The organism is Massilia sp. TSP1-1-2 (assembly GCF_049896185.1).
GTDB lineage: Bacteria > Pseudomonadota > Gammaproteobacteria > Burkholderiales > Burkholderiaceae_D > Telluria_A.
Genome location: NZ_JAFCTU010000005.1, coordinates 26,805 through 49,993, shown reverse-complemented (window position 1 = coordinate 49,993; position 23,189 = coordinate 26,805). Strand labels below are relative to the sequence as shown.

The following is a 23,189-nucleotide window of genomic DNA, read 5'->3' as shown; positions in this document are numbered from 1 at the left end:
CGAGGCGCGAGCGCATCAGTTATTTGGTGAGGATGAAACCCTTGAGCTTCGAAAACGCGGTGTCCAGCAATTCCTTCTGCTGCGCGTTGTGCTTGTCGCCGTAGCCGACGGCAGGCGACGCAGAAGCCGGACGGCCCGCATACGCCAGGCGCTGGCCCGATTCCAAACTTTCAAAGATGTTGTGCTGGATCTGGAACCAAGGTCCCTGATTTTGCGGTTCATCCTGCGTCCATACCAGTTCGGTGAAGTTCGGGAACTTCTTCAGTTCTGCCGCGAACGACTTGTGCGGGAACGGATACAACTGTTCGATACGAATGATGGCAACGTCGCTAACGCCACGCGTCTTGCGGCTGTTGACCAGGTCGTAATAGACCTTGCCCGAGCAAGCGATCACGCGCTTGACCTTCTTGGCGTCGATTTTCTCGTCCATCTCGCCAATCACGGTCTGGAACGCGCCCTTGGCCAATTCCTGCAGCGGCGAACTGGCATCCTTGTTACGCAACAGCGACTTCGGCGTCAAAATCACCAAAGGCTTGCGGAACTGGCGCACCATCTGGCGGCGCAGCAGGTGGAAGATCTGTGCGCCCGTGGTCGGCTGCACCACTTGCATGTTGTTGTCTGCGCACAGCTGCAAGAAACGCTCGGGACGCGCGGAGGAGTGCTCGGGACCCTGGCCTTCGTAACCGTGCGGCAGCATCATCACCAGGCCCGAGGCGCGGCCCCATTTCACTTCGCCCGACGCGATGAACTGGTCGATGACCACTTGCGCGCCGTTGGCAAAGTCGCCGAACTGCGCTTCCCAGATGGTCAGCGTGTTTGGCTCGGCGGTCGAGTAGCCGTACTCAAAGGCCAGCACGGCTTCTTCGGACAGGACCGAATCGATGACCGTGAACGGCGCCTGCGACTCCGACACATTGCACAGCGGGACATAGGTGCCCGAATCCCAGCGCTCGCGGTTCTGGTCGTGCAGTACGGCGTGGCGGTGGGTGAACGTTCCGCGCCCGGCATCCTGGCCCGACAGGCGGATCGCGTAGCCGGACGACACCAGCGACGCGTAGGCGAGGTGCTCGCCCATGCCCCAGTCCAGGTTCAATTCGCCGCGGCCCATCGAGGCGCGGTCAGCCAGCACTTTTTCGACCAGCGAGTGGACCTTAAAGTCGTCCGGCACGGTGGTGATGCGGGTGGCCAGGCGTTTGAGTTCCGTCATCGGCACGGCGGTGTCGGCCGAGTCGGTCCATTTGCGGTTCAGGAACGGCAGCCAGTCGACCGCGTACTTGTTCTTGAAATTGGAAATGACCGGGTCGACCGTGTGCTTGCCGGCGTCCATGGCGTCGCGAAAGGCCGCCACCATCTTGTCGCCCGCGTCCAGCGGCAGCGTGCCCTGCGCGCCCAGCTTGTCCGCATACAGCTTGCGGGTGCCCGGATGCTGGGCGATTTTCTTGTACATCAGCGGCTGCGTCAGCGCCGGGGTGTCCTGCTCGTTGTGACCGAGCTTGCGGTAGCAGATGATGTCGACCACAACATCCTTCTTGAACTGCATGCGGTAGTCGAGCGCAATTTGCGTAGCCAGTACCACCGCTTCAGGATCGTCGCCGTTCACGTGCAGCACGGGCGCTTCGATCATCTTGACCACGTCCGAGCAGTACAGCGTGGAGCGCGCGTCGCGCGGGTCCGACGTGGTAAAGCCGATCTGGTTGTTGATCACGATGTGCATCGTGCCGCCCGTGCCGTAGCCGCGGGTTTGCGCAAGGTTCAGCGTTTCCATGACCACGCCCTGGCCGGCGAAAGCAGCGTCGCCGTGGACCAGGATCGGCAGTACTTGCGCGCCTTCCTTGTCGCCGCGGCGTTCCATGCGCGCCTTGACCGAGCCTTCAACCACCGGGTTGACGATCTCGAGGTGGGACGGGTTGAACGCGAGCGACAGGTGAACCGGACCGCCGACGGTCGAGATATCGGACGAAAAACCTTGGTGATACTTGACGTCGCCCGACGGCAGGTCGTCGCCGTGCTTGCCTTCGAATTCTTCGAACAGTTCCTGCGGCGACTTGCCCAGGGTGTTGACCAATACGTTCAGGCGGCCGCGGTGGGCCATGCCGATGACGATCTCCTGCACGCCTTTTTCGCCAGCGCGCTGGATGGTTTCGTCGATCGAGGCGATGAACGACTCGGAGCCTTCGAGCGAGAAGCGCTTGGCGCCCACGTACTTGGTGTGCAGGTAGCGCTCAAGGCCTTCGGCCGCGGTCAGGCGGTCGAGGATGTGGGTTTTCTTTTCAGCGGTAAAACTTGGCGTGGAGCGGATCGACTCGAGCTTTTCCTGCAGCCAGCGTTTTTCTGCCGGGTCGCCGATGTACATGAATTCGGCGCCGATCGAACGGCAGTAGGTATCGCGCAGCATGTTGAGCAGGTCGCGCAGCGAGCACGTCTCGGGGCCGAAATAGGTGTTGCTGATGTTGAACACGATGTCCATGTCGGCGTCATTGAAGCCGTAGAACGATGGATCGAGTTCAGGAATCGTGGGGCGCTCCTGGCGCTGCAGCGGGTCCAGGTTGGCCCACTGGGAACCGAGGTAGCGGTAGGCGGCGATCAGCTGGGTGACGGCGACGCGCTTGCGGCCCATGTCCGGGTCGGTCGAGGCGGTGACGACGCGGATCGGGCCGGCCTTGGCGCGCTCGGCGAACGATGCAATGACGGACGAATGCACGACGTCGGGCTTGTTCGAGCCGTCGACAGCGGGGACATTCTGCATGGAGTCGAAGTACGCGCGCCAGTTGTCGGGCACAGATCCTGGATTGTCCAGGTAGGCTTCATACAACTCTTCAACGTAGGGCGCATTACCGCCGAACAAATAGGAGTTGGCAGTGTATTGTTGCATCATCTTGCTCACCTTTCTTCGCGCTTCGCGAGTTTGGCGGGTTAATCTAACCTTCCGCGACACGGCCTGACCGGTTAGCGGATTGCACATCAAGTTGTGGGGAAGGACTTTTGTTGCTTGCGAGATTCTTTGAAAAGCACATGAGAATAGCGCACGACATTGTAACGCAACATCAGCAATCGTGAAAAAAGTCAGCGATCATGTTTTCCTCGCGTGCGATCACATGTTGGCGATCACCAAGCATTCGTGATCGCACTGCCAATGTTGACTGGGCAGGTGCTACTCGCCGCCCTGCTCCGGCCCGCGCTCGCCGCGCCCCTCGCCGGCGCCAGGAGGCCGCGGGCGGCCCTCGCGGCGCGCGCCCGGCTGGCGGTCAGCGCCGCCCGTCACCCCGCCAAAACGGTACGACAAGCCCACATACAGCAAGCGGCCATCCACGCGACGCTCGCTGGTTTCCCGCAGCAGCGGCGTGTCGATGACGGTCGAGATTTTGTTCGAGTCAAACAGGTCGGTCACGTTCATGACCAGGTTCAGGCGCGGCGTGAGTGCGTGGCGCAGGCTCAGGTTGGCCGTGGCGGACGGCTCGCGAAAGCCCTGCCCGGTCAGCGTCTTGCCCTGCGCGTTCACGCTGAACTGCAGCTGGTCCTTGGGTGTGGGCTGATAACTGACCCGTGCGCGCCCGCTCAGCGAGCTGCTCTGGCGCACCAGCGCCGCGCCGGTGCTGTCGAAGCTGCGCTGTTCGGCGCGCGCCAGGTTGCCGCTGGTATTGAACGACAGCGTCGGACTGAGTTTGCCGCTCAATGAAAACTCGACGCCGCCGGCGCGGCTCTCGCCCGCATTGTCGCGCGTGGTCAGCAGCACGGTGTCGCTGATGAAGTAGCTGCGCTCGGAGATGGAATCGCGCTCCTTGCGCAGGTAGCCGCGCAGGCTGGTTTCGACAATGCCGAAGCGCGTTTCGTAGCCGAGTTCCAGCGAATCGGACTGCGACGGACGCAGCATAGGGTTACCGGCCGACACATTGAGTTCGTCCCGGTAGACCACGTAGGGGTTCAAGTCACTGCCGTTGGGCCGGCGGATGCGGTGCGAATAGCTCAGCCGCAAGTTGCCATCCTCAGATGCCTTGTAACTCACGTACATGCTGGGAATATAGTTTGTGTAGCTGTTGCTCGCCTCGATTGCGCTGGTCAGCTGATGCACGTCGACCGCCGTATGCTCTACGCGCAAGCCGCCGAGCACGCCCCAGCGCTCGTTCAGGCGCCGCTGGTACGAACCGTACAGCGCCAGATTGGTCTCGTCGACCCGGAATTCATTGCTGCGCGCGGCCACGAAACGCTCCATGCCGCTCAGCGGATCGGTTTCGGCATACAGCGTGCCAAAGCTGTTCTGCATGTCCGACAGTTTGTAGCCCAGCTTGACGATGCCCTTCTCGACCGGGCGCTCGTAGTCGCCCGTGAAATCGGCGACCTTGCTGCCGGTAACATTGTTCTGGCGGCTGCGCCGCTCTGGCAGGCTGCTCGTTGCGTAGGTATTGCGAAACGCGCTGTCGGCACTGTTGTCCGACGAGGAGACGCGCAAATCCATTTTGAAAGTTTCGCCGGGCACACTGCCCTTGCGTTCCAGTCGCACGCCCCAGCTGGCGTTTGCACTGTCGCCGCCGCGCTGAGCGCTGCGCTGGTAGTCGAGTGGGGGTGCGAGCCCGTTTGAGGTGCTGGTGTAGTGATCCATGGTGCGCTGGTCGTTGTCCCGGCGCATCAGACTCGCTTGCGCGCCCAGCACGGTCTTGGCGTCCAGGTTGTAGGTCAAGCCCGCATTGAAACCGGCAGAATTATTCAGCCCGGTCGACTCTGATCGCTGGCTGCTGGACGTCAGCAGGCCGCTGCGCGGATCGGTCCGCTCGCGCGTCGATTCCCCCTCGCTATTGCGCCCGTCGCGGCGAAAGTGCAAGCCGCCCTGGAAGCCCAGCTTGCCTTGCTGATAGCTGCCCGACAGCGCCGTGTTGGCGCGCCCGTCAGGACCAACGTTGGCGTTGAGCACGCCCAGGCCGCCCGGCGTGCGGTTGCGCCGCATGACCAGGTTCAGGATCGGCCCACCGCCGCCTTCGTTGCCAAATTGCGCGCCGGGATTGTTGATCACTTCGATCGATTCGATATCCTGCGACGGCATGGCATTCAGGGCCGCGCCACGGCTGTCGCCCTGGAGCATGGCCGATGGCTTGCCATCGACCAAAATCTGCACATTGGTGCTGCCGCGCAGGCTGACCGTGCCGTCCGGGTCCACCGTGACGGACGGCACGTTGCTTAAGGCATCGGCGGCAGAATTATTGGTCGTGGCGGCATCGGACTTGACGTCGTAGACCTGGCGGTCGATGCGATTGGTCGGGCGCTCGCCCTCGACCGTGACGACGGGCGCCACCGCTGGCTTGGCGGGCTTGGCCGCAGGCGTGGTCACTGCCGGCGTTTGCGCGTTGGCCACCGTGCCGGCGCTCAGCGCGGCGAACGCCGCAAAAATCAGTGGGGTGCGAATTGCTGGATTCATCAGAGCGTAGTTTGCAGAAAATGTACGTACGGCGGCAACCAAAAAAAGCGCCGGGCCTCCATTTTTGAAGGAAACGGCGCTGTCGCATGAAGGAAGGATTGGTGCAGCCAATCCCTCGCTACCACAAGCTTATCAGAATGCGATGCTGGCAGACAATTGTGAAAATCGCTTCGGGCCGAGCGTGAAGCGCGAACCGCCATTGTTCAGTGAATTGACATAGAACTTGTCGAACAGGTTGTAGACATTGAGCTGCAAGCTGACATGCTTGCTCACCTTGTACGACAGCACCGCGTCGGCCACCGCGTAACCGTCCACCTGCGGCACGTTTTGCGTCGCGGCATTCAGGGTTGGGTCGATCAAGCGCTTTTGCTCCGACACGTAGCGGGCGCCACCGCCGACAGTGAGCTTGTCGTTGACCTTGTAGCTCGACCAGACGGTGGCGGTGACGTCCGGCGACCAGCGCACCTGCGCGCCGGCTGCATTGGCGCCGGTGGTGCCTTCGACGATCTTGTTCTTCATTGTCGCCACGCCCGCCGTGACCTGCCAATTGCGGGTGAACTGCCCGACCATGCCCAGTTCCAGGCCCTGCACGCGGCGCTTGCCCAGCTGCGAATAGGTATTTGTCGGCGCATCGAGCAAGCTGATTTCATTCAGGTTTTCCGTGCGATAGACAGCCGCCGTCAGTGCCAGCGTCTTGGCCAACGTCTTGCCCAACACGTCCCACTTGGTGCCGATTTCAACGTTGCGCGTGGTTTGCGGAACCATGTTCGGCGCGTTGACATTGCCGGCGCTTGCACTAAGCGCAAAGTTGCTGCTGCCAGGCGGTGTTTTTGACGTGGCGAACGCTGCATAGATGCTGCCTTCGGGCACCGGTTTGTACAGCGCGCCGGCCTTCCAGCTGACCAGCTTGCCCGAATCTTTCAGATAAGGCGCAGCGACGACGGTCCCCACCGGCAGGCTCGGGTGGCTGGTGGCCGTGGACAGGGAGGCCGAATTGGCCTCGGTGTTGTAGTGCTCCACCCGCAGGCCGCCGTTGAGGTGGAACTTCTCGCTCAGCTTGACGGTGTCGAACGCGTACGCTGCCGCAGTGGTCGTCGCGCCGCGCGTGTAGACGCCATTGAGTACGGGCGCAAGCGCGGTGACGGCATCGTTGACGCCCGGCTTGTACAAATTGGCAGTATTGTTGCCGTTGACGATGCCAAGGCCGCTGCGCCCAAACGCATTCTGCTTTTCCGACATGAATTCAAGGCCGCTCGAAACGGTATGCGCCACGCCGCCTAGCGTGAATTCAGTCACCAGGTTGGTCTGATTGGCAAGGATCTCGTTATCTTGCAGTACCGACTGGCGCGTTCGCGCGATGGTCCAGGTGGACGGCGCGCTGCCGGCGGTGGCGGTAATGGCATTCATGCCGGTCAGAATGCGATCAATGTTGGACTTGCCGTAGCGGGAAACGTTCGACAGTTTGCTGCCACCGGCCAGGTCGTGCTCAACCTTCACGGTCAGCATATCGGCATGCACCTTTTCAAAATCGCTGTCAATGCCGTAAAAATTGTGCGAGTCGACGCGCGCGCCGGCGCGTACCGCTGCGTCCCCGTTATAAAAGCCCTTCAGGCCGATACTGGGAATGCCGCCGTCGGGCAGCTTGTCCTGGCGGATGTGCTGCGATTGCAGCGACACGCGGGTGGGCGTGCCCAGACCCAGCGCCAGCGAAGGCGCAATGCCGAGCGCGGAGTTCTTGACATGCTTGCGCCCCGTGACGCCGCCATCTTGCGCCATCACGTTCAAGCGCAGTGCGCTGGTCGCGCCGAGGGGCCGATTGACATCGGCCGTGATGCGCTTGTTGCTGGCGCTGTTGATGCTGGCGGTACCCGTGTTGAAGTCGTCCGTCTGGGCGTTCTTGGAGGCCAGGTTGATATAGCCGGACGCGGCGCCGCGGCCAATGTCGGCTCCGGCGGGGCCTTTGGATACTTCGATCTGTTCAATATTGAAGGCGTCGCGCGTGACGGCGCCGAGGTCGCGCACGCCGTCGACGAAAATCGACGACTGGGTGGCAAACCCGCGCATCTGGAAGGTGTCGCCGGCGCTGGTGTTGCCGTTTTCGCCCATTTGCAGCGTAATGCCGGGCGTGTTGCGCAAGGCATCGACAATTGACGAGGCGCCCTGCTCGGCAATCAGTTCCTTCTTGATGACCGAAATGGTCTGGGTCGTGTCGAGCAGTGGCTGGGTCAACTTGGGTGAGGATACCTTGTTAGCCTTGTAAGGTACGTCGGCAGTGGCGGTGACGGTGGTTTCCGGCATCCGCGTTTCGGCGCCGGCGCTTTGAGCATGGACCTGGGCCTGGGCGAGCAGCGGAGCACCAAGCGCGGCGAGCGCAATGAAGGAGTAGGCCAAGGACGAGGGGGCGAGCGAGGGGCGTGCGGATAGGTGCTTGCGGTTGCGGATATAAGACAAGGTGTTCTCCCAGCGAATCGGATGATGGAACTGGCTGGCTGGGCTGCGCGGCTTGGCTGGCTAAAAATCATTGAACGCGAATGATAATCATTCTTATTACTGATGGCAAGCGCTATTTGGCAACAGAAATTTACATTCTTTCATGTTGACTCATCAAATGATAATAGTTATCATTTGCATCCACTCATGATTCAAAGGCCACGATGTCGTCCGTCCCCAGCGCCAGCCGCGCGGTTTGGCTCAAGAACCTGCACCGCTGGCATTGGATTAGTGCAGCGCTGTGCCTGCTCGGACTGTTGATGTTCGCCGTCACCGGCTTTACGCTCAATCACGCCTCGCAAATCGAGGCCAAGCCGCAGGTTGTCAATCGCAAGGCGGCCCTGCCCGCCACGCTGCTTGCCCAGTTGGCTGGCGGCGCGGCCAAACAAGCGCTGCCCACGGACGTGGCGGCATGGGCCAGGAAAAGCTTCAACATCGACGTGGCCGGCGTGCCTGCGGAATGGGAAGATGGCGAAGCCTACGTGCCGCTGCCGCGTCCCGGCGGCGACGCCTGGCTGCGCATCGCCGCCGACGGCGCCGCCGAATACGAAAAGACCGACCGCGGCGCCATCTCATGGCTGAACGACCTGCACAAGGGGCGCAATACCGGCGCCGTCTGGAGCTGGTTCATCGACATCTTCGCCATTGCCTGCCTGGTGTTTGCCATCACCGGATTTTTGATCATGAAACTGCATGCGGCCAACCGGCCCTCCACCTGGCCTGTGATCGGCCTTGGCATCCTGGTGCCAGTGCTGCTCGCCCTCCTATTTACTCATTAAGCTGACCTATGAAACTACACCACACGCTGGCCTTGGGCCTTCCGATGCTAAGCAGCTGGGCCGTCGGCGCCGAGCTGGCAGTCAAGTTCGAGATCCCGCAACTGAACGTGGCCGAGTACCACCGCCCGTATGTCGCCATGTGGCTGGAAAGCGCCGGCAAGCCGGCCGTGACCAACCTGGCCGTGCTGTACGACGTTAAAAAGAAGGAAAACGGCGGCGCCAAATGGGTCAAGGACTTGCGCACCTTCTGGCGCAAGAGCGGGCGCGACATGACGCTGCCGATGGACGGCGTGAGCGGCGCCACGCGCGCCACGGGGGAGCAAAAAATGAGCTTTGGCCCTGCCCTCAACCAGATCGACAAGCTGCCCGCCGGCGACTACCAACTGGTCATCGAGGCGGCGCGCGAAGCGGGCGGGCGCGAACTGGTGCGCGTGCCGTTCAAGCTGCCGCTGTCCGGCAAGCAAACGCACACCGCGCGCGGCCAGGAAGAACTGGGCGCCGTCACACTTCAGATCAACCCTTAAGGCCTCAGCCATGACCATTCGATACATCGGCAAGACCCTGCTGGCGCTCGCGCTGGCCACACTGTCGCTGCAGGCCAGCGCGCACCGTCCATGGCTGCTGCCACAGCAGACCAACGCCGAAGGCAAGGAGCCATGGGTGACGATTGACGGCGCCGTGTCCGAAGGCTTGTTCGACATCGACCACCAGGCCCTCAAGCTCGACGCGGCCATGGTCACCGATCCGGATGGCGCCGCAACCCCCGTTCCCACGCCGCTGATGGGCAAGCAGCGCAGCAGCTTCGACCTCAAGCTGACCAAGAACGGCACCTATAAAGTGAGCCTGGTAACGAGTGCCGTCATGGCCAGCTACAAGGAAGCCGGCGGCACGGAGACCAAGCGTTTCCGCGGCGCCGAAGCGGAACTGGCCAAGGCCATTCCGGCTGGCGCAACTGAAGTGCGCACGATGCGCTCGCACAACCGGCTGGAGACTTTCGTCACCGCCAACCGCGCCAGCAGCGGCGCGCTCAAGCCGTCCGGCGTGGGACTGGAAATGGTGCCCGTCACGCACCCGACCGAGATGCGCAGCGGCGAAAAGGCGACCTGGCGCTTCCAGCTCGATGGCAAACCGCTGCCCAACTTTGCCTTCAGCTTCACGCCAGGCGGCGTGCGCTATCGCGGCGTGCTCGGCGAGCAGCGCCTAGTCACCGATGCCAAGGGCGAGAGCTCGATCAAGCTGCCGGCGGCCGGCATGTACTGGCTGCACGCCGCTTACCCGCCGGCCATGGAAAAAGGCTTGCCAGAGACGGGACCGGCCGACACGCGCCGCTTCAGCTACGCTGCCACGCTCGAAATCCTGCCGGAGTAAAGAGCACCGTGCGCCGCGTCCTCGTTCCCACATCGCTCTCGCCCGGCCAGATGGCGCTGGGCAGCGCCGTGTATGACGCGGCCGGCAGCACCATGGGCACCTCGTGGAGCGCGCGCGCCGTGCTCGCGCCGGGCGAGCAGGCGGCCAACGTCGGCGCCCTCGCCGCACAACTGCAGCGCCAGCTCGACATCGTGGTCGCGCAAATGAGCCACTGGGAGAGCGACTCGGACCTGAGCCGCTTCAACAGCGCGCCTGCCGGCTCCTGGCACCAGTTGCCGTGCGCATTTTACGAAGTGCTCAGCTATGCGCTGGAGGTGGCCGACGCCAGCGGCGGCGCTTACGATCCGTGCAGCGGCGCGCTGGTCAATTGCTGGGGCTTTGGCGCGCACGGGCGCTACGACGAACCCGATTTTCACCCGCCGTCCGACAGTGAAATCACGGCCATCATGGCGCGCCAGGACCGTTCGCGCCTTGCAGTTGAAGCTGCGGCGCGCCGCGTGCTGCAGCCGGGCGGCGTCCAGATCGACCTGTCATCGGTAGCCAAAGGATATGCGGTCGACCAGCTGGCCGCCAGCCTCGAGCTGCGCGGCGTGCACCACTATCTGGTGGAAGTGGGCGGCGAACTGCGCGGCGCTGGCGTGAAGCCGGACGGCCAGCCGTGGTGGGTCACGCTCGAAGGCGTGCCCGACGCGGGCGAACAGGCGTCGACCGTGGTCGCCTTGCACGGGCTCGCGGTGGCCACTTCAGGCGACTACCGGCGCCACTACCAGCATCGCGGCGCCCGCGCCTCGCACACGCTCGACCCGCGCACCGGCTACCCTATTGAGAACAACATCGCATCGGTCACCGTGCTGCACCAGTCCTGTATGGCGGCCGACGCCTTGTCCACCGCTTTGTCCGCGCTCGGCGTGGAAGCCCGCATGCATTTCGCCGAACAGCACCGGCTGGCGGCACGCTTCCTGCTGCGCGGACCAAGCGGACTGGAAGAAGTGAGCACCACTGCCTTCCAGGCGATGCTGCAATGATCAACATTGATCCGGCGCGCTGGGCCCTGGCTGGCGCCATGCTGTTTGCCTACGCGGGTGTCTGCGTGGCGACGTTGCGCGGAAAACGACGCGCCGCTGCCCCCGCAGGCCAGGCCGACTGGCTGGTGGTGCACGCAAGCCAGACCGGCACCTGCGAATTTTTGGCCGAGCGCACGCGCGCCACGCTGGCCACTGGCGGCCTGACCGTGCAAGTGGCGAGCATGGACGACATCGGCGAGACCGAACTGCTGGCCGCGCCACGCATCCTGTTCATCGTCAGCACCTACGGCGAGGGCGATGCGCCCGACAGCGGCGCGCGCTTTGCCCGCATGCTCGCAAGCAGCACCGCAGACTTGTCGCGGCTGCACTACGGCGTACTGGCATTGGGCGACACCAGCTATGCGCACTTCTGCGGCTTTGGCCGTAGCATGGACGCGGCGCTGGGCGCACGCGGCGCCCGGTCGCTGTTCGCGCGGATCGAAGCGGACCGCGTGGCGCCGGCCGCGCTGCAAGCCTGGCAGCATCACCTGAGCCACCTGGCAGGCACCAGCGACGCGCCCGACTGGAGCGCGCCGCAATACGGACAGTGGCGCATCGCCGCGCGGCGGGTGCTCAACGCAGGCAGCGCGGGCGCACCCGCGTACTTGCTGTCGCTGCAACCGGTGGACGGTGCGCTGCCGGCCTGGCAGGCGGGCGACCTGGTGCAGGTAAGCGCACCAGCGGCGCCCGATTATCCGCGCGAATATTCGATTGCATCGCTGCCGGCCGACGGCAGCATTGAACTGCTGGTGCGCCTGCACCTGCATGAAGACGGCAGCGAAGGCGCCGCCTCCGGCTGGCTGTGCACCCAGGCCGGCAAGAACGACACAATCGCACTGCGCCTGCGCGAACACAAGCGCTTTCACGCCGGCGCCAATGCACAGCGCCCGATGATCCTGATCGGGAACGGCACTGGCATCGCGGGCCTGCGGGCCCACCTGAAAAGCCGCGTGGCAAGCGGCGCGGCGCGCACCTGGCTGGTGTTTGGCGAACGCAACGCGCAGCACGACTACCTGTTCCAGCATGAGATCGAAGAATGGCAGCGCAGCGGCGCCTTGGCGCAGCTGGATTTGGCCTTCTCGCGCGACGGCGGGGCGCTGCGCTACGTCCAGCACGTGCTTGCCGCGCGCGAAACACCGCTGCGCGACTGGGTCGCCCAGGGCGCGGCCATTTACGTGTGCGGCAGCCTGCAGGGAATGGCGGGCGGCGTACACGACGCCCTGGTTGCCGCCCTGGGCCAGCAACAACTCGACCAGCTCGACGCTGCTGGCCGCTATCGACGGGACGTCTATTAAGCCATGATGCTGCACATACCCGAAGTACTGACGCGCGAGCAGGTGGCAGCCATGCGCCGCGCGCTGGACGAGGCCCACTGGAGCGACGGCCGCGCCACGGTCGGGCCGCAGGGCGCGCAAGTCAAGCGCAACCGCCAGCTGCCGGAAACGTCGCCGCTGGCAGTGGCACTGGGCGCCGAGATCCTCGCGGCGCTGGCCAGCCACGCGCTGTTCATATCGTCTGCGCTGCCGCTGCGCACCGTGCCGCCGCTGTTCAACAGCTACGCCGGCGGCGAGCATTACGGCCTTCACGTCGACGGCGCCGTGCGCAATGTGCCGGGCAGCGTCCTGCCGCTGCGCACCGACCTGTCGTGCACCTTGTTCCTGGCCGATCCCGACGAGTACGACGGCGGCGAACTGGTGGTCGCGGACACCTACGGCACGCATGAAGTCAAGCTGCCCGCCGGGGACCTGATCCTGTATCCGTCGTCAAGCGTGCATAAAGTGGAGCCGGTTACGCGCGGCACGCGCGTGTGCTCGTTCTTCTGGATCCAGAGCATGGTGCGCGACGACGCGCGGCGCGCCATGCTGACGGAACTGGACCAGACCATCTTGCGCCTGCGCCAGCGCGTGGGTGACGTGGACGACGTGGTCTCGCTCACCAGCCACTATCACAACCTGCTCAGGATGTGGGCCGAACTGTAATAGCGCGCTACATCGGCCACCTTCTGTGGCCCATCCATTTCTATTGATCTGGGTCAAGGCGCCGTCCATTGCAAGTGCGTGACTATTGTTGCAACGCAAAACGCATCAGTACGCACTCCAAAAGAAAGCAAAACATGAAACGCTCCATCCTCTCCCTGTCGATTGTTCTCGCATTCGGCGGCGCCAGCACAACTGCTTACGCCGACCACAATGCACCGGCCGCTGCCATTCCTACCGTGGTGATTTCGGCCAAGCTGCTGGAGAGTTACCCATACCGGATGGAGGCAAGCAGCGACAGTGCGGGCCTGCTGGCCGGCACCCCCGGCTTTGCCGTGGCCACCAGCGGCGGCGTGTCCGGACTGCCGATCGTCAACGGCCTGGGTGACGACCGGCTCAAGATCCGCATCGGCGCCATGGAAGTGACCTCGGCCTGCGCCAATCACATGAATCCGCCCATGTCCTACCTGGACCCCAAGCAGGTGCAGTCGATCGAACTGAGCGCCGGCGTCACGCCGGTTAGCAACGGTGGCGACAATATCGGCGGCACCATCAACATCAGCACGGCGGTACCGGTGTTCGCCAAGCCGGGCGCGCCCTTGCGTACCGAGGGCAGCGTATCCTTGACCACCCGCAGCGTCAACCAGACCGTATCGGTGGGCGCCAGCGGCGCCATCGCCAGTGAACGCTTCAGTTTCTCGTTCGACGGTGCGCAGGCCAAGGCGCACAGCTACCAAGATGGCAATGGACGCACTGTCCTGGCCAGCATGTACAAGAGCACCAACCTGGGCGTCACGCTCGGTTACCGCCAAGACGGCCACCGCCTGACCCTGCGCGCCGGCACCCAGCGCATTCCCTACCAGGGCTTTCCCAACCAGTACATGGACATGACGGACAACACGGCCGACCATACCACGCTGGCTTACCTGGGCCAATATGGCTGGGGCGAACTTGATGTCACCAGCTACTGGCAGCGCACCAAGCACAAAATGGGCTTTTTCACGCCGGAGCGCAAAGGCGCAATGCCCATGCTGACCGAGGGCCGCAACTTCGGCTACACGGCGCGCGCAACGCTCGCGCTGAGCGAGGATCAGCTGCTGCGTGTCGGCCATGAATACCATGGCTTCAAGCTGCAGGATTATTGGCCCGCCGTCCCCGGCTCGATGATGATGGGGCCGCAAACGTATGTGAACATCAAGGATGGCGAGCGCAGCCGCCTGGCGCTGTACGGCGAGCTGGTCAGCCATATTGGCGCGAACTGGATCACCCAGCTGGGCGCGCGCCACGAACGGGTGCGCGCCGATGCCGGCGCGGTGCAGGCCTACGCCAGCAATATGATGAACGCGGCCGACGCGGCAGCGGCGCAAGCCTTCAATGCCCGATCGCGCCAAAAAAGTGACGGCAACCTGGACCTGACGGCAACCGCGCGCTACGAACCGGGATCAAGCTTCGACCTGGAACTCGGCTACGGCCGCAAGACGCGTTCGCCCAACCTGTATGAGCGCTTTGCGTGGGGCCGGGGCGTGATGGCCATGACGATGACGAACTGGTTTGGCGATGGCAACGGCTATGTGGGCAACGTCGACCTGAAACCGGAAATCGCCCAAACCCTCAGCGCGACCATGCACTGGCACGGAGGGCAAGGCAGCAACTGGTTCGTGAAACTGGCGCCGTACTACAACCGGGTGAACGACTACATCGACGTTGACACGGTCGGCGCCTTCAATCCCTACCAGTCGCAACAGGCGAAAGGCGCGCTGCTGCGCTTTGCCAACCACGACGCCACGTTGTATGGCGCCAACCTGTCGTGGAAAGCGCCGGTTGCGCGCAAGTCCGCGATCGGCGAGTTGAACTTCACCGGTTACGCATCGCTCACCCGTGGCAAACGGAATGATGACGGAGCGCTTTACCGCATGATGCCGCCCAATGTGTTGCTGGCGCTCGAACAGCGCGACGGCGCCTGGAATAGCCAGTTCGAAGTCAAGGCCGTGGCCCGCAAGGACCGCATCGACAGCCGCCGCCTGGAGAGCGTTACCAGCGGTTTCGCGCTGCTCAATGTCCGCACCGCCTATCAGTGGAAGAACGGCCTGCTGCTCACCATGGGCATCAGCAATCTGATGGACAGGGCCTACAATGACCCGCTGGGCGGCGTCTACCTTGCCGGACTTGCGGCGGACAAAGGCGCGCTGACCACCCTTCCCGCTCCCGGTCGCTCAATCGACATGGGCATTTCGCTGCGCTTCTGAACCCGCCGCTGCGACGACTGTAAACGCGATACACTGGGACTTTCTTCGTCCCGGATCATCGCTTGAGAGTCTCCATCGGTCACCGCCTGTTCGTCTCGGTCCTGCTCGCGATCCTCGCCGTCGCGGCGACCGCCATTACGCTAATGCGCCAGAACGTGATGAACAGCTTTGGCGAGTACGCAGTCAACATCGAGCTTGACCGGCTGGAGCAACTCTCGGGCGACATAGCGCGCCAGTACCAGGCGCGGAAAAACTGGGACTTCATTAGCGGCGATCGCGCCCGCTGGATCAGCGCCGAACTGGCGCGCCTGCAGCAGCAGCGGATGCGCGTGGCGCCCCCGGTGCCGCCGGCGCCGCCGGAACCCCCAGTGCCACCGCAACCACCTTACCCGGGCCAGGCGATAGAACCACCGCCCCTGCCGCCGCCGGCTTTGCAGGCTGAGCAAGCTGACATGGTGCAGCCGGAAGACCGCGAGCTGGTCGACCGCCTTGGCCTGCAAGACCGCGTGACCTTGCTCGACGCCGACGGCCGCTACCTGGCCGGGCGGCGCAGCGCTGGCGAGCCTGGTGCGCGGCGCGCCATCAACGCCAATGGAAAGTCGTTTGCCTACCTGGTGGTGGCCAGGGCCGCGCGGCCGAGCGACGCCATGTCGGGTGTATTTTTGCAGCAGATGAAGGACAGCCTGTGGGTCATCCTCGCGGCCAGCCTGGCCTTAAGCGGCCTGGCCGCGGTGCTGCTGGCGGCGCACTTTCGTAAGCCCATTTTGCGCCTGGCCGACGGTGCCCGGGAACTGGCGGCCGGCCGCTACGACACGCGGTTGCCGGTGGCGCGCAGCGACGAACTGGGCGAACTGGCGGCCAGCTTCAACGCGCTTGCGCAAAAGCTCGATCAGGTCGAGGCGTCGCGCCGCCAGTGGGTGGCCGACACCTCGCACGAACTGCGTACGCCCCTGTCGGTGCTGCGCGCCCAGCTCGAAGCGGTACAGGACGGCGTGCGCCCGGCCAGCGCCGAAGGCACCGCGGCGATGCTGCGCCAGGTGCTGTCGCTTAACAAGTTGATCGACCAGCTGTACGCATTGGCGCGCGCCGACGTCGGCGAAATCGACTACCAGCGCGAGACGCTCGACCTGTGGCAGCTGGCCTGCGAACAGGGCGCAGCATTCGCCGAAAAATTCGCCTGCGCCGGCATCGCTTACTCGGTCGCTTGCGAACCGCGTCCTTGCATGGTGCAGGCTGACCGGGAGCGCATGCGCCAGGTCCTGGCCAACCTGTTCGAGAACTGCATCCGTTATTGCGGCGAGGGTTCGGCCATCGTCATGGCGGCGCGCGAACTTGACGGCGTAATCGAGTTGACGATTGACGACAGCGGAGCGGGCGTGCCGGACGACGCGCTGGCCCATCTAGGTCAGCGGTTCTACCGGGTGGAGGGCTCGCGCAGCCGCGCGCACGGCGGCGCCGGCCTTGGCCTGGCGCTGTGCCAGCGCATCGTCAGCACGCATGGCGGCCAGATCGCCTTTGCGCGCTCAAGCAAAGGTGGCCTGCAGGTACGGGTGCGCCTGGCCGTGGCGCCGGCATGAGCGCGCGCGTCTGCAGCGTCTTTATTGTCGAAGATGAACCGGAGCTGGCGGCACTGGTCGCCGATTACGCCCGCGCAAGCGGCTACCTGCCCACCGTCTTTGGCGACGGCGCCCAGGCGCTGGCCGCGCTCAAGACCGGCGTTCCCGACATGCTGGTGCTGGACCTGATGCTGCCCGGACTGGACGGCCTGTCGCTGTGCCGCGCCGTACGCGCGTTCTCGGACGTACCGATCATCATGGTTACGGCGCGGGTGGAGGAACTTGACCGCCTGCTCGGCCTGGAAAGCGGAGCGGACGACTACCTGTGCAAGCCTTTCAGCCCGCGCGAGCTGATGGCGCGCATCAAGGTGATCCTGCGCCGGGTGCAGCCGGGTGCGCCGGCCAGCGTGTGCGTGATCGACGAGGCGGCGCAGCGGATCAGCATCGCCGGGCATGCGCTGGAGCTCACGCCGAGTGAATTTAATATATTGGCCGGCATGGCGCGCCGGCGCGGCCACGTATTTTCACGCGCGCAGCTGCTGGACCTGGCACGGCAGGACAGCCTGGACGTGTGTGACCGCGCCGTCGACAGCCACATCAAGAACCTGCGGCGCAAGATCTCGGCAGTGCTGCCGCAGCAGGATGCCATCGGGTCGGTCTACGGGCTGGGATACCGCTTCGAACTGTAGTCGCGCTGCAGTCGCATCTGGCTCGCCGCCTAGATCGACATGCCGGGCAATTCCATGCCGTTCAGACGGCGAAACAAGGTCAGTGCAAACGAATCGGTCATGCCGGATATGTAATCGGTCACGCCAAGCAGGCGCTCATAATCGGTGGCGCCGGTGGCAAACTGCAGGGGCATGATCTGCACCAGTTTTTTGTGTGCTTTGGTGCGCATGTTCTCTGGCGTGAGCAACGCCGGCACAAATTTAGTCAGCAAGCCACCAAGGATGTCGAAGCCCGCCGACTCGATTTGCAGCACCGTGGGCGTGGTGTAGATTTGCGCCTGCGAGAGCGCCGATATTTTCTTGAGCTCCGCGCAAAACGCCGACTGACTCACCAGATCGCGCTCGAACGTGCCGGCCATGATGGCGGCGTAGTTATCCTTGAATACCTCGACCGCCGCGCCAACGAGGTTGCCGATGGAGCGGGCGCGCAGGTATTCTATGCGGCCTTCATCGTCTGCAATGGCCAGGTACGACGCGCCCGGCTTTTGCCCACCAGGGAAAGCGATTGGCCACAGCAGCCTGCGCGCCTGTTCGAAGCTCACCCGGCACAGGCGATGTCCGTCTTCCAGGTCCACGATGCCATAGCAGATATCGTCGGCCGCTTCCATCAAGAACGCAAGCGGATGGCGGGCATGGGCGCCGTTGGCCTTTTGCATCAGCCCAGTTCCCAGCGCGACGGCCGCGAAATTGGCGGCGTCGTGCGTGTAATAGCCGAACTTTTTTTCGCTGACATGGCCCTTGGTGGGCGCGGCCAGCGATGAACCGCGGGGATATTTGGCATACGTTGCCAGCACGGCGTAGGTGAGCTGGAAGCCGCCTTGGTTGACCGCATTTTGCAAGCGCGTCACCAGCCTGAAGCCTTGTGCATTGCCCTCGAACTTGAGCAGGTCCTGCCTTTCAGGTTCGGCCAGCGGGTCGAGGTAGGGCGCGCCCTCCAGCGCGAACCACGACTGGATCGCGTCTTCGCCCGAGTGACCGAAAGGCGGATTGCCGATGTCGTGCGCCAGGCATGCCGCTGCGACGATGCTGCCGAAGTCTTGCGCGACCATGCCGGACAGCGCAGCCTTGGCCAGGATGAATTCGCCGCACAGGGTGCCGAGCGAGCGGCCGACCGACGCCACCTCAATGCTGTGGGTCAGGCGCGTGCGCACGTAGTCGCTTTCGGCAAGCGGGAACACCTGCGTCTTGTCCTGCATGCGCCGAAAGGCGCTGGAATAGACGATGCGGTCCCAGTCGCGCAGGTACTCCGAGCGCGATTCCCCGGCGCCATCGGCCGTTTCGCGTCCCAGCCGCCGGGTCGAGGTCAGCAAGTGCCAGTCCATTGTCATTGTCGCGCCTTGGGTTGTTTGTGCGCCGTGACGATAACACGGTTCTTGCCCACGGTTTCTCCACAATTAGGGGCCACACTCGCGTTTGTCAGTCAACCAACCAGGAGAAAACCATGAAGCCAGTTTCCATCATGCTGTGCGCGGCCTTGTTTGCCGCAGCGGGCGCCAGCCAAGGCGCACAGCACGGCAATTGTCCGGACCGGGGCCGCTGCCTCGTGGCGCCGATTCCGCCGGTCCCGCCCGTTCCACCCGTTCCACCGCTGCCACCGGTACCACCGTTGCCAGCCGTGTCAGCCGTCCCGCCTTTGCCGCCACTGCCGCCCGTGCCGTCACCGCCACCGCCGCCGACGATTCCCGACGCCGCGCATGAGGCCTGCGTCGGCAAGGCGGTGGGAACGAACATGACATGGTCAGATAAAAAGGGCTTGCGGATCAGCGGCGCGTGCCAACGCGACAGCAAAGGAATGTACCTGGACGCGTCGTCCATCGAGAGCCGTTCGTAAGCGCGCTCGCTCCGGCTGGACAATCTGGCCGGCGTAGTCTATTTTAGGGCTATGACCGAGCCGCGCCCACGCACCATCCGCCATCCGCAGCTGCAGCAAGAGTCGCCGCGTCCGGTGCCGCCGGTCCAGCCGGCGCTCGAGGATTGTTGCCGCAGCGGCTGCACGCCCTGCGTCTTCGACCTGTACGAAGACGACATGGAACGCTATCGCGCCCGCCTGAAGGCTTGGGAAGCGCGCAGGGCCGCGCACAACTGAAAGTCACGCCTGCCGCGAAGTCATTACAATATGGCATCGATTTTTGTTGCAGGAGATAAGTATGTTTGAGCTCAGCGTTCCGTGGTGGGAACTGATCGTACGCGCGGTTCTTGTGTTCAGCGTGCTGCTGCTGATGGTGCGCGTGTCCGGACGGCGCACCATCGGCCAGTTCACGCCGTTTGACCTGCTGGTGGTCATGCTGCTAAGCGAAGCGGTGTCCAATTCCCTGACCGGCGGCGAGGATTCGCTGGTGGGCGGCCTGATTGTCGCGGCCACGCTGGTGGCGCTGAACATGGGCGCCTCTTTCCTGTCGTCGCACAGCAAGACCATGGCCGAAGTGCTTGACGGCTCGGCGGTTCTGCTGGGGCGCAACGGAAAAAGCTTCGACGCAGTGATAAAAAAATGCCGCCTGTCTGAGACCGAGGTCAAGGAAGCGCTGCACGAGGCCGATTGCAAGCTCGAGGAAATGGAATTCATGTTCCTCGAGGCCGATGGCAACATCACCGTGCAAAAAAAGCGTTAAGCGCTATTTCTCCGGCGGCGAGCCCACAGCGCGCGCACTTTGCCTAGTCCTAACGAACGCCACGGCCTTCGCTGTCGATGATCTAATTTCAAGGTCGGACCGCATCACGATGTCGCATTTCTCTCAAACTTTTAACCGGAGAAAATCATGAATTGCGTCGTATCGAGCCTTGTACTTTCTGTCACCATGCTGCTCAGCTCGGCGGCCTTTGCCGCCACCACCAGTTACCGTTCCGCCATGAGCGGTCCAAGCGAGCAGCCGCCCAATGACTCGCCCGGCGCGAGCATTGCCACGGTCGTGTTCGACGACGCGGCCATGACCATGCTGTTCTCCGTGCCGTTCATGAACCTGGTTGCCGGCAGCACGGTCGCCCATCTGCATTGCTGCACGCCGGAGCCACTGATCGGCACGGCGCCGCCTGCCATCGGTTTCGACGACTTCCCCGTCGGCGTCCAGACCGGCCTGTATGAACGGCTCTACAGCCTGGCTGACCCCAACACCTACGAGCCGGCATTTCTGGCCGCGCATGGCGGCACGGTCGATGCGGCGCGCGCCTTTTTGCTTCAGGGAATAAACAGTAACCAGTCCTACCTGAACATCCACTCTACCGAATACCCGGCCGGGGAAATACGCGGCTTCCTGGTGGCCCTGGCCAACCCTGTGCCTGAACCGTCATCCTGGCTCATGCTTAGCGTGGGGCTCGCCGGTATCGGCTTTTGCGCGGCCAAGCGGCGCGCAGCTTAGCGCAGGCCGGGACTATAGCGGGCGGCCCACGCACCAACAGCGGCCGGCCAGAACGCGCGCAGCGAATCGGCTTGGGCAATTGGCAGGCCAAGGCTGGCAGCCGCTTGCATCAGCACAGATAGCGACTCGGCGTCGTTTGCTGGTGTTACCGCCAGCGCGCCCGTTTGCTTGGACAGCTTCTCGCCGTTGGCATTGCGCACGACCGGCACATGCAGGTAACGCGGCGTGGCTGCACCGAGCAGGCGCTGCAGGTAGATCTGGCGCGGCGTCGAATCAAGCAAGTCGGCGCCGCGCACGGTGTCGGTAACGCCTTGCTCGGCATCATCGACCACGACAGCGAGCTGGTAGGCCCAAAAACCGTCGGCGCGTTTGAGCACAAAGTCGCCCGAGTCGCCGGCCAGGTGCTGCACCACGGCCCCGGCAAGGCGGTCGTCGAAGGCGATTTCATCGGCGCCTGCTGCGGGGTCGGGAACGCGCACGCGCAGGCTGCGCATGCTGCGTCCCGCCGGCAAGCCGTGGCGGCAGGTGCCGGGATAGATGGCAGCGCCGTCAGGGGCCGTGCCAAGGCGCGAGTCGGCAATTTCGCGCCGGTTGCAGCCGCAGGGATAGCAGTGCGCAGCGAGCTTTTCGCAGGCGGCTTGGTACAAGGGCTGGCGACTGCTTTGCCAGACGACGTCGCCGTCCCAGTGCATGCCAAGTTGGGCCAGCAGCGCGAGGATGGATTGGGCGGCACCGGCGGCGGTGCGGTCTTCGTCGACGTCCTCGATGCGCACCAGCCACGTGCCGTGGTGCGCCTTGGCGTCCAGGTAGCTGGCGACGGCCGCAACCAGAGAGCCGGCGTGCAGGCGACCCGTGGGCGAAGGCGCGAAACGGCCAACGTAGTGCGCTAGCTGCACTGGGTTACCTGGCGCCTTCTACTGCGCCGCTGGCTTGATTTCCACCACCGGCTTGGCCTCGGCCGGCGGCTTGGCTTCGTGTTTTTTGACCAGCTTGGTGACCTTGTCGGCCACTTCGTTGGGCACCGCGATCGAGAGTTGATAATGCTCGATCTCGAAGCCGGTGTCGGTCTTGCGCATCACACCACTGGCCTGACAGACGCCCATTTGGGTGTCGAGCAATTCATCGAACCAGATGAATTTTTTATCGGACGACATGTAGATATTGCGCTTGGTGGATTTGAACGACCAGGCAGATTTTCGATCGAAAAAACGCTTGGCCCAAGCCTTGAATTGTTCGCGGTTCCACAACTCGTTCTTGTCGGTACCGATATAGATGCCGTTGGGCGCGATCTTGTCGAAATAGGCCAGGCGGGCGTGCGCCGCGTCGTCATGCCACTCGTCGATGAAGGCGTTGATCTGCTTGCGCTCGGCCGCGTCGCCGCTGCTGGTTTGCGCATGGGCGCCCACGCTGAACAGGGCTATGCATATAGATAAAATGAAATTTTTCATGGAAATTGCTGGTGAGTGGTCGCTGAATGATTGTACACTTCCGGCGAAATGTAACTTATTTAAAAACGTAGAAGAAAAGTCATGCGAAGGACTATCATTCACTGATGATTTGCCAGAACAAAATCCGAGGAAATCCGATGCGTATGTATGTTCTTGCAGCCATGATGGCCGCGAACGTTGCGCTGGCCGCGCCTGAGCCGGCCAGCACTGCGCCCGCGCCCCAGCCGGCCAGCACCGCACCCACGCCCGCCCCGGCAGCGCAGCCCGCGGCGGCGGTCATTCCTGATAACTGGGCCGTGGCGCCGCCGGCTGACAAGACGCTGGTCAGGCGGGCGATCCAGCAAACCTTCGAGGACGAGAAGGAGATCGCCATTGCCGAGTCAAAGCAGAAGGCGATACCGCGGCGCTACACTGCCAGCTCGCATACTGAGCAGGACAAATATGAAAAATTCGCTGATCAATTCGATGAAGCCAAAGTGCCGGGCTGCCTGCGGCCGGACGCACTGAAACATCAGCCGACGTTTATCTTCGGCGGGCTGCTGGCACTGCCGTTTATCGCGGTGGCGGCCATTCGGGGGAAGTGTAATTGAGGCTGGTGCGGCTCTAAAACCATCGGGGAACAAAGGGGCAGGAGCGGGGCTGCAGTTGGACCAGTATCACAAGCCGCCAGGGTTCGAGGTGATGCGAAAGTGGCAGTGCAGCAGTACGACGCCAATTCGAAAGGCACTGGAAAAACCAGATCGGAAGGGGTAAAATATATCGCGCGGGTCGGGT

General features: G+C 63.6%; 20 protein-coding genes. 14 read left to right on the top strand and 6 right to left on the bottom strand.

Features of this window, described 5'->3' with window-relative positions; translation table 11 throughout:
• Positions 1–19 precede the first annotated feature (19 nt).
• The 3 genes from ACP7BV_RS05770 to ACP7BV_RS05760 form a co-directional block, all read right to left on the bottom strand.
• Positions 20–2,875 carry a 2-oxoglutarate dehydrogenase E1 component gene (locus ACP7BV_RS05770; protein WP_426102440.1) on the bottom strand — a complete coding sequence of 952 codons (2,856 nt, stop codon included), beginning with the start codon at positions 2,873–2,875 and terminating at the stop codon, positions 20–22.
• Positions 2,876–3,151: 276 nt separating this feature from the next.
• On the bottom strand, positions 3,152–5,407 hold the full coding sequence (locus tag ACP7BV_RS05765; RefSeq protein WP_426102438.1) for a TonB-dependent receptor domain-containing protein: 2,256 nt from the start codon (positions 5,405–5,407) through the stop codon (positions 3,152–3,154).
• A 132-nt stretch (positions 5,408–5,539) separates the two neighbouring features.
• Positions 5,540–7,858 carry a catecholate siderophore receptor Fiu gene (locus ACP7BV_RS05760; RefSeq protein ID WP_426102436.1) on the bottom strand — a complete coding sequence of 773 codons (2,319 nt, stop codon included), beginning with the start codon at positions 7,856–7,858 and terminating at the stop codon, positions 5,540–5,542.
• A gap of 203 nt (positions 7,859–8,061) precedes the next feature.
• Between ACP7BV_RS05760 and ACP7BV_RS05755 the strand changes: the two genes are divergently transcribed.
• From ACP7BV_RS05755 to ACP7BV_RS05715, 9 genes are all read left to right on the top strand, one after another.
• Entirely contained in the window at positions 8,062–8,676 is a 615-nt protein-coding gene (locus ACP7BV_RS05755) for a PepSY-associated TM helix domain-containing protein (protein ID WP_426102434.1), read from the top strand.
• An 8-nt stretch (positions 8,677–8,684) separates the two neighbouring features.
• Positions 8,685–9,200 carry a DUF2271 domain-containing protein gene (locus tag ACP7BV_RS05750; protein ID WP_426102432.1) on the top strand — a complete coding sequence of 172 codons (516 nt, stop codon included), beginning with the start codon at positions 8,685–8,687 and terminating at the stop codon, positions 9,198–9,200.
• A gap of 10 nt (positions 9,201–9,210) precedes the next feature.
• On the top strand, positions 9,211–10,044 hold the full coding sequence (locus ACP7BV_RS05745; RefSeq protein WP_426102430.1) for a DUF4198 domain-containing protein: 834 nt from the start codon (positions 9,211–9,213) through the stop codon (positions 10,042–10,044).
• A gap of 8 nt (positions 10,045–10,052) precedes the next feature.
• A complete protein-coding gene (locus ACP7BV_RS05740; protein WP_426102428.1) occupies positions 10,053–11,069 on the top strand; it encodes an FAD:protein FMN transferase in 1,017 nt (338 codons plus the stop codon).
• A complete protein-coding gene (locus ACP7BV_RS05735) occupies positions 11,066–12,403 on the top strand; it encodes a sulfite reductase subunit alpha (protein ID WP_426102426.1) in 1,338 nt (445 codons plus the stop codon). Before ACP7BV_RS05740 ends, ACP7BV_RS05735 begins: the two co-directional genes overlap by 4 nt.
• A gap of 3 nt (positions 12,404–12,406) precedes the next feature.
• On the top strand, positions 12,407–13,087 hold the full coding sequence (locus ACP7BV_RS05730) for a Fe2+-dependent dioxygenase (RefSeq protein WP_426102424.1): 681 nt from the start codon (positions 12,407–12,409) through the stop codon (positions 13,085–13,087).
• A gap of 134 nt (positions 13,088–13,221) precedes the next feature.
• Positions 13,222–15,330 carry a TonB-dependent receptor plug domain-containing protein gene (locus ACP7BV_RS05725; RefSeq protein WP_426102422.1) on the top strand — a complete coding sequence of 703 codons (2,109 nt, stop codon included), beginning with the start codon at positions 13,222–13,224 and terminating at the stop codon, positions 15,328–15,330.
• Between the two features lie 62 nt (positions 15,331–15,392).
• A complete protein-coding gene (locus tag ACP7BV_RS05720) occupies positions 15,393–16,907 on the top strand; it encodes an ATP-binding protein (RefSeq protein WP_426102420.1) in 1,515 nt (504 codons plus the stop codon).
• Positions 16,904–17,575, top strand: a complete 672-nt coding sequence (locus ACP7BV_RS05715) for a response regulator (RefSeq protein ID WP_426102418.1) — start codon at positions 16,904–16,906, stop codon at positions 17,573–17,575. The genes ACP7BV_RS05720 and ACP7BV_RS05715 overlap by 4 nt, the downstream gene beginning before the upstream one ends.
• A 29-nt stretch (positions 17,576–17,604) precedes the next feature.
• On the opposite strand, the gene dgt is transcribed toward ACP7BV_RS05715, so the two are convergent.
• Positions 17,605–18,942, bottom strand: coding sequence for a dGTP triphosphohydrolase (gene dgt / locus ACP7BV_RS05710; protein ID WP_426102416.1), 1,338 nt, complete (start codon positions 18,940–18,942; stop codon positions 17,605–17,607).
• A gap of 113 nt (positions 18,943–19,055) precedes the next feature.
• Here dgt and ACP7BV_RS05705 point away from each other — a divergent pair, with 113 nt between their 5' ends.
• The 4 genes from ACP7BV_RS05705 to ACP7BV_RS05690 all read left to right on the top strand — a co-directional run bounded on the left by ACP7BV_RS05705 (position 19,056) and on the right by ACP7BV_RS05690 (position 20,967).
• Positions 19,056–19,445 (top strand): hypothetical protein, encoded by a 390-nt coding sequence (locus ACP7BV_RS05705; RefSeq protein ID WP_426102414.1) that lies wholly within the window; start codon positions 19,056–19,058, stop codon positions 19,443–19,445.
• A 51-nt stretch (positions 19,446–19,496) separates the two neighbouring features.
• Entirely contained in the window at positions 19,497–19,700 is a 204-nt protein-coding gene (locus ACP7BV_RS05700; RefSeq protein WP_426102412.1) for an oxidoreductase-like domain-containing protein, read from the top strand.
• A 61-nt stretch (positions 19,701–19,761) separates the two neighbouring features.
• On the top strand, positions 19,762–20,223 hold the full coding sequence (locus ACP7BV_RS05695; protein WP_426102410.1) for a DUF421 domain-containing protein: 462 nt from the start codon (positions 19,762–19,764) through the stop codon (positions 20,221–20,223).
• A 147-nt stretch (positions 20,224–20,370) separates the two neighbouring features.
• On the top strand, positions 20,371–20,967 hold the full coding sequence (locus tag ACP7BV_RS05690; protein ID WP_426102408.1) for a CHRD domain-containing protein: 597 nt from the start codon (positions 20,371–20,373) through the stop codon (positions 20,965–20,967).
• On the opposite strand, the gene gluQRS is transcribed toward ACP7BV_RS05690, so the two are convergent.
• Complete coding sequence (gene gluQRS, locus ACP7BV_RS05685; protein ID WP_426102406.1) at positions 20,964–21,863, bottom strand: tRNA glutamyl-Q(34) synthetase GluQRS; 900 nt, start codon at positions 21,861–21,863, stop codon at positions 20,964–20,966. The two genes, ACP7BV_RS05690 and gluQRS, sit on opposite strands and share 4 nt — an antisense overlap.
• Before the next feature lie 18 nt (positions 21,864–21,881).
• The gene (locus ACP7BV_RS05680) at positions 21,882–22,415 is read right to left on the bottom strand and encodes a nuclear transport factor 2 family protein (RefSeq protein ID WP_426102404.1); all 534 of its coding nucleotides are present in this window, start codon (positions 22,413–22,415) and stop codon (positions 21,882–21,884) included.
• A gap of 143 nt (positions 22,416–22,558) precedes the next feature.
• On the opposite strand from ACP7BV_RS05680, the gene ACP7BV_RS05675 reads away from it, so the two are divergent.
• Positions 22,559–23,005 carry a hypothetical protein gene (locus ACP7BV_RS05675; RefSeq protein WP_426102402.1) on the top strand — a complete coding sequence of 149 codons (447 nt, stop codon included), beginning with the start codon at positions 22,559–22,561 and terminating at the stop codon, positions 23,003–23,005.
• Positions 23,006–23,189 lie beyond the last annotated feature (184 nt).

Coding starts and splice junctions, on each gene's coding strand:
- ACP7BV_RS05770 (WP_426102440.1), bottom strand. CDS start 2,875: ATGATGCAACAATACACTGCCAACTCCTATTTGTTCGGCGGTAATGCG.
- ACP7BV_RS05765 (WP_426102438.1), bottom strand. CDS start 5,407: ATGAATCCAGCAATTCGCACCCCACTGATTTTTGCGGCGTTCGCCGCG.
- ACP7BV_RS05755 (WP_426102434.1), top strand. CDS start 8,062: ATGTCGTCCGTCCCCAGCGCCAGCCGCGCGGTTTGGCTCAAGAACCTG.
- ACP7BV_RS05750 (WP_426102432.1), top strand. CDS start 8,685: ATGAAACTACACCACACGCTGGCCTTGGGCCTTCCGATGCTAAGCAGC.
- ACP7BV_RS05745 (WP_426102430.1), top strand. CDS start 9,211: ATGACCATTCGATACATCGGCAAGACCCTGCTGGCGCTCGCGCTGGCC.
- ACP7BV_RS05735 (WP_426102426.1), top strand. CDS start 11,066: ATGATCAACATTGATCCGGCGCGCTGGGCCCTGGCTGGCGCCATGCTG.
- ACP7BV_RS05730 (WP_426102424.1), top strand. CDS start 12,407: ATGATGCTGCACATACCCGAAGTACTGACGCGCGAGCAGGTGGCAGCC.
- ACP7BV_RS05725 (WP_426102422.1), top strand. CDS start 13,222: ATGAAACGCTCCATCCTCTCCCTGTCGATTGTTCTCGCATTCGGCGGC.
- ACP7BV_RS05715 (WP_426102418.1), top strand. CDS start 16,904: ATGAGCGCGCGCGTCTGCAGCGTCTTTATTGTCGAAGATGAACCGGAG.
- dgt (WP_426102416.1), bottom strand. CDS start 18,942: ATGACAATGGACTGGCACTTGCTGACCTCGACCCGGCGGCTGGGACGC.
- ACP7BV_RS05705 (WP_426102414.1), top strand. CDS start 19,056: ATGAAGCCAGTTTCCATCATGCTGTGCGCGGCCTTGTTTGCCGCAGCG.
- ACP7BV_RS05700 (WP_426102412.1), top strand. CDS start 19,497: ATGACCGAGCCGCGCCCACGCACCATCCGCCATCCGCAGCTGCAGCAA.
- ACP7BV_RS05695 (WP_426102410.1), top strand. CDS start 19,762: ATGTTTGAGCTCAGCGTTCCGTGGTGGGAACTGATCGTACGCGCGGTT.
- ACP7BV_RS05690 (WP_426102408.1), top strand. CDS start 20,371: ATGAATTGCGTCGTATCGAGCCTTGTACTTTCTGTCACCATGCTGCTC.
- ACP7BV_RS05680 (WP_426102404.1), bottom strand. CDS start 22,415: ATGAAAAATTTCATTTTATCTATATGCATAGCCCTGTTCAGCGTGGGC.
- ACP7BV_RS05675 (WP_426102402.1), top strand. CDS start 22,559: ATGTATGTTCTTGCAGCCATGATGGCCGCGAACGTTGCGCTGGCCGCG.